Annotated in this window: 9 protein-coding genes; 4 read left to right on the top strand and 5 right to left on the bottom strand. The window is 63.3% G+C overall.

The features are described from left to right. Positions 1–609: 609 nt before the first annotated feature. The gene (locus CWO89_RS33430; RefSeq protein WP_130582747.1) at positions 610–2,325 is read left to right on the top strand and encodes an outer membrane beta-barrel protein; all 1,716 of its coding nucleotides are present in this window, start codon (positions 610–612) and stop codon (positions 2,323–2,325) included. 130 nt (positions 2,326–2,455) lie between these two features. On the opposite strand, the gene CWO89_RS33425 is transcribed toward CWO89_RS33430, so the two are convergent. From CWO89_RS33425 to CWO89_RS33405, 5 genes are all read right to left on the bottom strand, one after another. Beyond that, a complete protein-coding gene (locus CWO89_RS33425; RefSeq protein WP_130582746.1) occupies positions 2,456–4,351 on the bottom strand; it encodes a TRAP transporter large permease in 1,896 nt (631 codons plus the stop codon). Beyond that, entirely contained in the window at positions 4,348–5,016 is a 669-nt protein-coding gene (locus tag CWO89_RS33420) for a TRAP transporter small permease subunit (RefSeq protein WP_130582745.1), read from the bottom strand. The genes CWO89_RS33425 and CWO89_RS33420 overlap by 4 nt, the downstream gene beginning before the upstream one ends. Positions 5,017–5,129: 113 nt before the next feature. Beyond that, positions 5,130–6,266, bottom strand: a complete 1,137-nt coding sequence (locus tag CWO89_RS33415) for a TRAP transporter substrate-binding protein (protein WP_130582744.1) — start codon at positions 6,264–6,266, stop codon at positions 5,130–5,132. Positions 6,267–6,428: 162 nt separating this feature from the next. Then, on the bottom strand, positions 6,429–7,448 hold the full coding sequence (locus tag CWO89_RS33410; protein ID WP_130582743.1) for an aldo/keto reductase: 1,020 nt from the start codon (positions 7,446–7,448) through the stop codon (positions 6,429–6,431). A gap of 30 nt (positions 7,449–7,478) precedes the next feature. Beyond that, positions 7,479–7,901, bottom strand: a complete 423-nt coding sequence (locus CWO89_RS33405; RefSeq protein WP_130582742.1) for a PaaI family thioesterase — start codon at positions 7,899–7,901, stop codon at positions 7,479–7,481. Positions 7,902–7,985: 84 nt separating this feature from the next. Between CWO89_RS33405 and CWO89_RS33400 the strand changes: the two genes are divergently transcribed. From CWO89_RS33400 to CWO89_RS33390, 3 genes are all read left to right on the top strand, one after another. Beyond that, entirely contained in the window at positions 7,986–8,609 is a 624-nt protein-coding gene (locus tag CWO89_RS33400) for an NUDIX hydrolase (protein ID WP_130582741.1), read from the top strand. 188 nt (positions 8,610–8,797) lie between these two features. Further along, positions 8,798–9,778, top strand: a complete 981-nt coding sequence (locus CWO89_RS33395; RefSeq protein ID WP_130582740.1) for a Bug family tripartite tricarboxylate transporter substrate binding protein — start codon at positions 8,798–8,800, stop codon at positions 9,776–9,778. Positions 9,779–9,816: 38 nt separating this feature from the next. Next, positions 9,817–11,010 (top strand): hypothetical protein, encoded by a 1,194-nt coding sequence (locus tag CWO89_RS33390; RefSeq protein WP_130582739.1) that lies wholly within the window; start codon positions 9,817–9,819, stop codon positions 11,008–11,010. The last annotated feature ends 69 nt before the right edge of the window (positions 11,011–11,079 follow it).

Below are 11,079 nucleotides of genomic sequence, written 5' to 3'. Positions count from 1 at the left end.
GGTTGAACCTGTGGTCCTACCCCCGTGCTTTTTGTTGCACGGGACCCATGGGTGCAACCGGCACCCGGCTTTCCCTGCGCCCTCTGATCTCGAGGAGGGTGGAAAGTGAATCAAAGCTCGGACGCAACGCGCCGCGAGAATGCGGACTCGCATCCTCACACTGTTTGAAATTTAAACTAGAACCCATCCCCGTCATTGCGAGCGCAGCGAAGCAATCCATACCTCCGCGCGTGGAGAGGTGGATTGCTTCGCTGCGCTCGCAATGACGGCGTCGTCCTGGCGAAGGCCAGGACCCATAACCACAGGCTTTTGTCGTGTGCTCCGCTGCAACCGCTTGCTCGCGCCACGACATCTCGCTGTGGTTATGGGTCCCGTCTTTCGACGGGACGACAGTCGTAGGATGGGTAGAGCGAAGCGAAACCCATCCTACGAACTGCGCCACTACAACCTCCCGTGGTAATGCTTGGCTCCATTCCGCGCGAGCCGCTGTTGCGGGGTGCGGCTGATGTGCTATCTCCGGTGGTGTTCGAATCTTCGCCCCTACCATAGTGCGGGCTCAGTAATGCGTAGTTGGTTTCCTCGAAGAAAAGGACTCGGCTCGTGTTACGGATGCGGTACGTGGTGGTGGTCGGCGTGCTCATGGCGTTGAACGGAACGGATGCTTTTTCGGCCGACATTGCAAGGCTGGTCGTGAAGGCGCCGCCGGCGCCGTGGACCTGGAGCGGCTTCTATATCGGCGGACATTTTGGCGGAGGCTCTGGCATCACCCATGTCGGTGATCCCTACGGTCCGTCGATCTATGGCGACGACATCCGTACGCCGAAGGCCCTCATCGGCGGCCAGCTTGGCTACAACTGGCAGCAGGCCGGATCGCCGTGGGTGTTCGGCCTCGAAGCCGACGTGTCCGCCGTCGATGCCGACGGCACCAACACCTGTCTCGCCTATTCCGGCCTGTTCGTCTCGGCGAACTGCCGTATCCAGCAGGATGTGATGGGAACCATCACCGGGCGGGTCGGCCAGGCCTTCGGGCCGGCCGGTCACTCGCTGGCCTATGTGAAAGGCGGCGCCGCGTTTCTGTCGAGCCGTTTATCGATGACGACCAACGCTCTCGATTTCTTCGGGCGGCCGGAAGCTTCGGTGAACGCCAATGCCGTGCAGTGGGGATGGACAATCGGGCTCGGTGTCGAACACGCTCTGGCACCGGCTTGGTCGATGAAGCTGGAATACGACTATGCCAATTTCGGGAGCCGCGACATCGCGACGCCGCTTGGTGGTTTTCAGACGGTACCGCTCGATCCAGCCAGCCTGGTCGAGACCGCTGGTCTGCCGACGGCAGTCCGGCAGGACAGCCATGTCGTCAAGCTGGGCGTGAACTATCGCCCTGGTGCGGACGCATCGCGCGGCTGGGACAATCGGCCCGCCGCTTTGCTGACGGCGGCGCCTTCGGTCTCCGGGTGGTCGGCGGAAGTCGGCGCGCGTTACTGGTACAGCAGCGGTCGCTATCAGAACGATCTCGGCATGAGCACAGATCAGCCGCTGCAGAACGCGCTGATTTCACGGCTCACCTATGAGACCACAGGGCACTCCGGTGAGGTGTTCGGCCGGGTCGACAGTTCGGCCAGGGTGTTCCTGAAAGGCTTCGCCGGCGGCGGCGGGCTGACATCCGGCCACATGAACGATGAGGATTGGCTACCAACCTATCGCGACACGGCCATGGCCTATTCGAACACATACCAGGGCAGGGTCGAGGGCACGATTGCCTATGCCACGCTGGACGTTGGATACACCTTGCTGGAAACGCCGGGCGCGAAACTCGGGGCGTTCGCAGGCTATAATTTCTATCGCGACCGCAAGGACTCCTATGGATGCGCGCAGATTGCGTATCCCGGCGGCGGTGTGATTTGCGCCGTTCCGTCGCCGACCACCGGGATCACAATCTCGCAGTCCGAAGACTGGCACTCTCTGCGCGTCGGTGTGAACGCGATGGTCACGATTGCCCCCGGGCTCAAGCTCACGGCCGATGCGGCCTATTTGCCCTACGTCTCCGTTTCCGGTCTCGATACACATTACTTGCGTTCTGACGAGTCGTCGCCCTATTCCCCGGCCAACGGCACCGGGCGCGGCATGCAGCTCGAAGCCGTGCTGACCTATGACGTGACCGAGCGCTTCAGCGTCGGCGTCGGCGGCCGCTTCTGGTCGATGTGGACGACCGATGTTCTCACCAGGGGATTCGGCAGTCCGTTTCCGACGTCGGTCCTCCCGATCCGTGCCGAACGCTTCGGCACGTTCCTGCAGTCATCCTACAAGTTCAATGCAGTGAATTAGAGCGTTTTCGAGCGAAGTGGATACCGGTTCGCGTGAAGAAAACGCGTCAAAACAAGAATCTAGAGCTTCGGTTCTGATTCAATCAGAACCGAAAATGCTCTAGGAGTACTGAGAAGATCGTGCCGACCTGTCAGTTGCCGTACAGATAGTTCGGCAGCCACAGCGTCAGGCCGGGCCAGATATACATCAGCACCATGCAGATGATGACGATCAGCATGTAGGGCATCATGCCGGCGAAGATCTGGTTCAGCGTGACGTGTTTCGGCGCCACGCCCTTCAGATAGAAGGCCGACATCGCAACCGGCGGCGACAGGAACGCCGCCTGCAGGTTCACGAACACCAGGACGCCCCACAGAACGGGATCGATGTTGAAGTGCTTCAGCATCGGCAGGAAGATCGGCACGAAGATCACGATGATCTCGGTCCATTCCAGCGGCCAGCCCAGGATGAAGATGATCGCCTGCGACAGGATCATGAACTGGACCGGCGACATCTTGAGCGACAGCACCCAGCTCTCCAACAGCGCCTGGCCGCCGAGGATCGCGAACACCGCTGAGAACAGCGCCGAGCCGACGAACAGCCAGCACACCATCGAGGTGGTCTTGGCGGTCAGGAATACCGCTTCCTTGGTGCGCTTCCAGTCCAGCGTCCGCGCCTGGAACGCCAGCAGGAAGGCGCCCGCCGCGCCCACCGCCGCCGATTCGGTCGCGGTCGTGATGCCGAACAGGATCACGCCCAGCACCACCACCGTCAGGATGCCGAGTGGCATCACCGAGGTGATCAACAGCCGCAGCACCTCGAACTGCTCGGCCTCCATGGTCCAGTAATAGTAGAGAAGCAGCAGGCCGCAGATGCCGGCGATAAACGCGAAATAGGTATAGAACTCCGGCGGTGGTCCAAGCTCCGCTGGCGCCGCGATGGTCTTGCCTCGCAGCTCGGCGCTGCCCATCTGCTCCAGCACTTCCGGCTCGTTCTTCGTGGCGGCCTCCGACCGGCTGGCGCCGCCGCCGAGCTCCTCGAGTTTCTCTTCCGTGCTTTCTTCCGCAGGCTGGGCGCCTGCGCCAAGCGGCTGAAGCGTCTCCGGCGCTCGCTGCTGCTGCTGCGCGGCGGCCGGGACCTGCGGCTGAACATCCGGCTGCTGGTGAATAACGACGTACCACCAGGCAGCCCACAGGGTCGCCAGCGTCAGCACCAGAGGCACGAGGGCGTGACCGAGGCTCGTCAGCAGCATCGAATAGGTGACGCGGGTGCCATCCACGCTGGCGTTGACGGCCCTTCCGGGCATCAGCACCGCCGCAAGCAGCGCCGGCAGCATCTTGCGCGAATAAGACTGCTGCAGCTTGGCGATCCAGGGCCGCACCGGAACTTTGGTTTCGCTTTCGGGAAGCTTCGGCGCAATCTTCGGATTCAGGAGCGCCCACCCGACGACGTAGAGCAGATAGAGGAAGGCGAGGAAGAAGCCGGGAAACATCGCCGCGGCGTAGAGCTTCACCACCGACTGCCCGGCGACCGCCGCATAGACGATGATCATCACCGATGGCGGGATCAGGATGCCCAGCGTGCCGCCCGCGGTGATGACGCCGGAGGCGAGCTTGACGTCGTAGCCGGCCTTCAGCATCGGGTTGAAGGCGATGACGCCCATCAGCACGACGACGGCGCCGACCAGGCCGCTGGCGATGCCCCAGAAGGTACACACGATCAGTGTCGCCACCGCAAGCGAAGCGGGCAGGCGGCGGAACGCGAGCTGAATCGAATAGAACATCTTGTCGACCAGCGCGCCGCGCTCCATCACGTAGCCCATCAGCACGAACAGCGGGATCGAGATCAGGACGTCGTTGGTCATCGCGCCATAGGTGCGCTGGACCATCAGGTCGAAGATGTGGTTGTCGCCCCAGGCCTCACCGCCACGGTGATAGGCGAAGAAGCCGAAGAACATGCCGAGGCCCATCAGCGTGAACGCCGTCGGGAAGCCCATCATGATGACGATCACGATGAGGACGAGCATCCCGAGTGCCGGATCGCTCATCGTTGCAGGTCCCCGCCCATGCCGCGCTGCCGCGCGCTTTCCTCGATATCCTGCGCATGCGCGATCGCGGCCTTGCGCGATTCTTCATCGACATATTCGCTGTGCGCGAGCTGCTCCTCGACGACGTCGATCTCGCTGACGTCACGGAGCCGGTCCGGCCAGGCACCGGTCCTGAGGCACATGATGCAGCGCGCGATCTCGGCCGCGCCCTGCAGCAGCACCAAGGCCCCGGCCAGCGGGATCATGAACTTGAAGTGGTAGACCGGCGGACCGTCGGCGGACACGTTGGAATGCTCGTTGATGCGCCAGGAATCGAGCGCATAGTCCCAGCCGGCGTAGACCAGCGCCGCGATGCCCGGCAGGAAGAATGCGAAATACAGCACGAAGTCGAGCGAGGCCTGCAGGCGCGGCCGCATCGAGCTGTAGAGGAAATCGCCGCGGACATGGGCGTTCTGCGCCAGCGTGTAGGCGCCCGCGAGCATGAACAGGGTGCCGTACAGCATGTTGGAGGCGTCGAAGATCCAGGCCGTCGGCATGTTGAGGATGTAGCGCTTGAAGACCTCGGCGCAGACGAGGCCCATCAGCCCGACGACCAGCCACGCCGCGGCCTTGCCGGTCCAGGTGCTGATGCCGTCGATCATGTACAGGAAACGCTGTGCGTTCATCTGCGTTCGCTATCGGCCGTTTTCGGAAGTATCGGGTTGGTGTAGAGACAGCGGAAGCGCCATCCGGGGTTCGGTGTCCCCGGATGACGCTTTCGGTCGTGCGCGGCGCCCGCTCAGGTCTTCTTCTTGGCGTTCGGGCCAAAATAGTGGTTGTAGGCCATACGGCGGTTGACCACCGTGTCGTTCTCCCACTGCGTCGCGCGTCTGGCGAAGGCGAGCTGGGATTCGACGATCTCCTTGAACAGCGGGTTCTCGGCCGACTTCTTCTCGACCACCTGGTCGTAGATCTCGAGCTGCTTCTGCAGGATCGAGTCCGGTGTCTTGTAGAACTTGACCTTGTCCTTGGTCTGCATCTCCTCGTAGTCCTTCGAGTAGCGGTCGATCGCCTTCCAGCTCATGTCCTGGCTGGACGCTTCGACGGCGTTGGAGATGATGGCCTTCATCTTGTCCGGCAGGGCGTCGTACTTGGCCTTGTTGAACATGATCTCGAACTGCTCGGCATTCTGATGGTAGCTCTGCAGCATGCAGATCTTGGAGACGTCGGTGAAGCCGAGCACGCGGTCAGAGGTGGCGTTGTTGAACTCGGCGGCGTCGAGCAGGCCGCGGTCCATCGCCGAGACGATTTCGCCGCCCGGCAGCGCGTTGACGGCTGCGCCGAGGCCGGTGAACACGTCGATGGAGATGCCGACGGTACGGAATTTCAGGCCCTGGAAGTCCTCCACCTTGGACATCGGCTTCTTGAACCAGCCGAGCGGCTGGGTCGGCATTGGCCCATACGGGAAGGAGACGACATTGGCGCCGATCGAGGCGTAGAGCTTGGCGAGCAGCTCCTTGCCGCCGCCATACTTGTGCCAGGCCAGCAGCATGTTGGCGTCCATCGCGTAGCCCGGACCGGAGCCCCACAGCGCCAGCGCGGTCTGCTTGCCGTAGTGATAGACCAGCACGCCATGGCCGCCGTCGAGCGTCCCCTTCGAGACGGCGTCGAGCAGGCCGAAGGCCGGTACCACGGCGCCGGCGGGAAGCACCTCGATCTTAAGGTCGCCGCCGGTCATGTCGTTGACCTTCTTGGCGTAATCGAGCGCGTATTCGTGGAAAATATCCTTGGCCGGCCAGGTGCTTTGCCAGCGCATGTTGATCGGACCCTGCGCGCTGACGATGGTGGGCGCTGCAACGCTTGCTGCTGCGCCTGCGGCCGCAACCTTCAGGAAGCGGCGGCGACTGGACGTACTGCCCTTGCTGGATTTGGTCATGGTTTCCTCCCTGCCCTTTTTTGATCGCGATCGTTGGAGATCTGCTTTTTTAGGAAGGAAGACAAAGGCGTGCGCAGCGGTTTGGCAAGAACGTTCCCGACGATGCGACGCTAGGACGCGGGGGCCGGTGAAGACTGTATGCGGCCTATTTCTTGAGCGCGGCTATGACCGCTTCGCCGTCCGCGCCCGCCGGCCCTCGATCGGATAGGCCGGATCGTTGTAGCCGGGCGTGGAAGCATGCCCACTCACCACAAGCCCATCGATCAGCGCCTCGTCTTCGGCAGTGAAGCGATAGTCGAGCGCGCGAACGTAGTCGTCCCATTGCGCTTCGGTGCGAGGACCGGCGATCACGGCGGAGACGAAGGATGAATTCAGCACCCAGGCGACCGCGAACTGCGCGGCGGTGATGCCGCGGGCCTCGGCATATTGCTTGATCTCCTGCGCAAGCCTCAAGGATTCCGGCCGCCACTCGGTCTGCATCATGCGCTTGTCGCTGCGGCCGGCGCGGCTGTCCTTGTCGGGGGTAGCATCGGGGCGATATTTGCCGGTCAGGACGCCGCGGGCGAGTGGGCTATAGGGCACCACCCCGAGGCCATAATAGCCGCAGGCCGGGAGATGCTCGACCTCGGGCATGCGATTCATCGCATTGTAATAGGGCTGGCTCACGATCGGGCGGTCGAGGCCGAGCCGGTCGCAGATGTTACAGATCTCGGCGAGGCGCCAGGCGCGGTAGTTCGAGACGCCGAAATAGCGCACCTTGCCCTGCCGGATCAGGTCGCCGATCGCGCGCACCGTCTCCTCCAGCGGCGTCGTGTGGTCTTCCTTGTGCAGGTAGTAGATGTCGATGTAGTCGGTGCCGAGCCGCTTCAGGCTCGCCTCCGCCGCCTGCAGCACCCAGCGTCGCGACAGCCCGCCAAAATTGGGATCGTCGCCGATCTGATTGGCGAGCTTGGTGGCGAGGATCCAGTTCTGCCTGTTGTTGGATATCGCGCGGCCCACCACCTGCTCGGAGTTTCCGGCGTTGTAGGCATCGGCAGTGTCGATGAAGTTGACGCCGGCTTCGCGCGCCTTTGCGATCATCCGCGCCGACGTTGCCTCATCGGTCGGGCCGCCGAACATCATGGTGCCCAGGCAGATCGGCGAAATCTTCAGGCCGCTGCGGCCGAGTTGACGGTACTGCATCGTCTGCTCCTCCGAACCCGGATGTTAAGCCTACTCGCTCTTCAATATCTTGAACACGCCGTTCGCCATGGCGATGCAGCGTCTGTCGACGGTCACTTCCGTGGTGATGAAGATCAGGCTCCTGGTCGACCGCACCACGCGCGGCTTTGAGATCAAGGTTTCGCCGATCTTGCCGGCCTCCACAAAATGCGTATCAAGCTGCACGGTCGCCAGCGTCGGCTTGCCCGAGACATAGCGGGCGGTCATGCCGCAGGTGCGGTCGGCGAAGGTCATGATCACGCCGCCTTGTACCAGGCCACGGCGATTGTGATGCTTGTCCTCGGTGATCAATGCATATTCATGCTCGTCGCCGACGAGGCGCTGCCACAGCGGTCCGACCAGATGCAGGAAACCGGATGTATCGACGATCTTCCAGCCGTCGGATTTGAGCTTTTCCGCAGGCGGTTTCGTCATGTGATGCTTTCCGTCCGGCAAGGCGTGATAAAGTCGTGATATCAGGTCATTTCATCGAACGCGGGACTGTTGTAGTCAAGGTCAATGGCCCGCACATTTGACGATGCCACCCGGCGGAATATCGCAGAGCTCTGTACGGCATTCACGCGCCTGCCGGATGACAGCGCGCCGCTGCTCAAACGTGCGGCGGTCGCAATCGCGCTCACAAGAGGCGAGGGCGAGGAGACCGCATTCCTGCTCACCCGCCGTGCGGCCAGTTTGCGCAGCCACAGCGCGCAATGGGCGCTGCCCGGCGGACGCTGCGACCCTGGCGAGACCCAGGCGGAAACGGCGCTCCGCGAGCTGCACGAAGAGCTCGGCCTCCGCGTCGATGATGCTGATGTGCTCGGCGTGCTCGACGATTATCCGACCCGCTCGGGCTATCTCATCACACCGATCGTGGTGTGGGTCCCGACTCGGGCGCCGATCGCGCCCAACCCGGACGAGGTCGCCTCGGTCCATCGCATCACGCTGCAGGCGATCGAGGCGGAGGATGCGTTCAGCTTCACCACCATTCCCGAAAGTGTCAGGCGCGTGATCCGCTTCCGCCATGCCGGCCAGCACATCCACGCGCCGACGGCCGCCTTGATCTATCAGTTCCGCGAAGTGCTGGCCGGCCGCGACACCCGCGTCGCCGATCTCGAACAGCCGGTCTTCGCCTGGAAGTAGGCAGCACTCAGCCGTCATTGCGAAGAGCGCAGCGACGAAGCAATCCACATCTCCACGAGTGGCGCGATGGATTGCTTCGCTCCGCTCGCAATGACGGGCGGCTCAGCCATCAGAAGTCTGGTTGCTGATGCCACTCATTTGAGTGACAATGCCGCCATAACAACAAACATCAGGGGAGGCGTTCGGACATGCTGTCCTGGAAGAAACGACTTTGCGCCGTCATCGCCGCACTTGCTGTCGGCGCGGCATTTCACACCGCGCAGGCCCAGGATTATCCGAACCGGCCGATCACGCTCGTCATCCCCTTCGCGCCCGGCGGCAGCACCTCCATCGTCGGCCGCGGCATCGCCGAGAAAATGAGCGAGCTGCTCGGCGAGAAGATCATGATCGACAACCGTCCCGGCGCTGGCGGCACGGTCGGCACCAAGGCGGTCGCCAAGAGCGATCCCGATGGCTACACGCTGGTGCTCGGCTATACCGGGACGCTCGCGATCGGCCCGTCGCTCTACAAGAAAGCGGGCTACGATCCGCGGAAAGATTTCGCGCCGATCGGCATGATCGGCAATGCGCCGAATTCGCTGGTCGTGCATCCGTCGTTCCCGGCCAAGAGCGTCGCCGAGCTGATCGCCTATGCCAAACAAAATCCCGGCAAGATCAGTTTCGGGTCGGCCGGCGCCGGTACCGCCAGCCACATCACCGGCGAATATTTCGCGCGCAGCGCCGGCATCTCCCTCGTGCATGTTCCCTACAAGGGTACGGGCCCTGCGCTGGTCGACCTCATTGGCGGGCACATCCCGATGGCATTTGCGCCGATCCCGGCCTCGCACGCCAATGTCAGCGCAGGGACATTGCGCGCGCTCGCGGTGACGAGTTCGACCCGCTCCGGTCTCCTACCCGACGTGCCGACGATCGCCGAGGCCGGTGTTCCCGGGTTCGACGCCTCGCTCTATTACGGCCTCGCCGCGCCGGCCGGCACGCCGCGCCCGATTATCGACAAGCTCAACAAGGTGCTGCGTGATGCGCTCGCCTCGGACGAGGTGAAGCGGCAACTGGGCTCTGATGGCACCGAGATCACGCCGGGCTCGCCCGAGGATTACGCCGACTTCATCGACAAGGACGAAAAGAAGTGGGCGCAGCTCGTGAAGGCCAGCGGCGTCGAGCCGGAGTGATAGGGTGACTTTGCAGGAGTCCTTGCTACAAGAGAGCGATGCGCCTGCCATTGATTCGCTGTTTCCCCGGATTGGTCGCGCTCGCGCTGTTCGCGAGCGCGCCGGAGGCCGTGGCGGTCGAGGTTGCCAGCCTTTCGGCATCCACTGCGGATGCGATGGCGCAGGCCGCGACGCCGCAGGCAATCGCCGAATATCGCCGCAAGCTGCGGGAATATCAGGAAGCGCGCGCCGCCTTCGACGAGGAAGCGGGCGCTTACTGGAGCGCGATCGCCGAGAAGCGCCGCACCCGCAACGCCAAGCGGCGCGAGCGGCAGGCGATCGCGCTCGATGATTATGTGCTCGACCAGCCGCCGGTCTATACCGGGCCGAAACGGCCGGTGAATCCGGAACCGGAAGAAGAGGAACCGTCGCGTCCACGCAGGACCATTCCTGTCGTCGCCGATTTCCTGAAGGCTGCCGCCGAGCAGTTTCAGTTCACGCCGCAACGGCCGGCCACCGAGATCGAGTTCAAGCGCGCCTACGCCCGCTACGCGCTCGCGGCCGGCTTGACGCGCGAGCAGGCGGTGCGGGTCTATTCGTTTGAAACCGGCGGCAGCGGCAATCACGATATGCAGTCGGGCTACCGCGGTCCAGGCACAAGGGCGATCTCGACCGCAATCGGCTACAATCAGTTGCTCACCACCAACACCGTCGAGTTGATCGCCCAGCAGGGCCCTGAGTTCATCAAGGTGCTGACCCAAAAGGCCGCCACGCTGTCCGGTCCCGCGCGCAAGGCGATGGATCACAAGCTCGCGGTGCTGAAGAAGATGGTCGCGTTCGCACGCACGGTGCCGGACGACTGGTCGGCGCATGAGCGGCTCGCGAGCACGCCGCAGGGCTGGGCGGTCCATTCCATGGTGCTCGATGTCGACGTCGGCCCGATGCTGCAGACCCACAAGCTGCTGACATCGATCATCTTCGCGCGGACCAAGGGCTACACCCGCCCGCTGACCGCGGCCGAGCTCGAGATGATGAATCTGACCGGCGACGGCACCGGCTACGACATGGTCACGATGCCGCAAGCGATGCGCGAGAGGGTCCCGACGTCGAACTTCTTCCAGCGCGGCGGCTACGAGCGCAACCCGGTCGCGATCCGCCACAACACGGTGGCAAAGCTGCTCGCGGTCACCGATGAGCGGATGGATTTCAACAGCAACAAGCCCGGCGCCAAGGAATTGGCGTCGGTGTTTTAGCGTCCGCGGGCCGTAGGGTGGGCAAAGCGCAGCGTGCCCACCTTTCTTGCACCGACCGTGGATGGTGGG

Source organism: Bradyrhizobium sp. Leo170, assembly GCF_004296405.1.
GTDB lineage: Bacteria > Pseudomonadota > Alphaproteobacteria > Rhizobiales > Xanthobacteraceae > Bradyrhizobium.
This window is presented reverse-complemented; position numbering and strand designations above follow the sequence as displayed.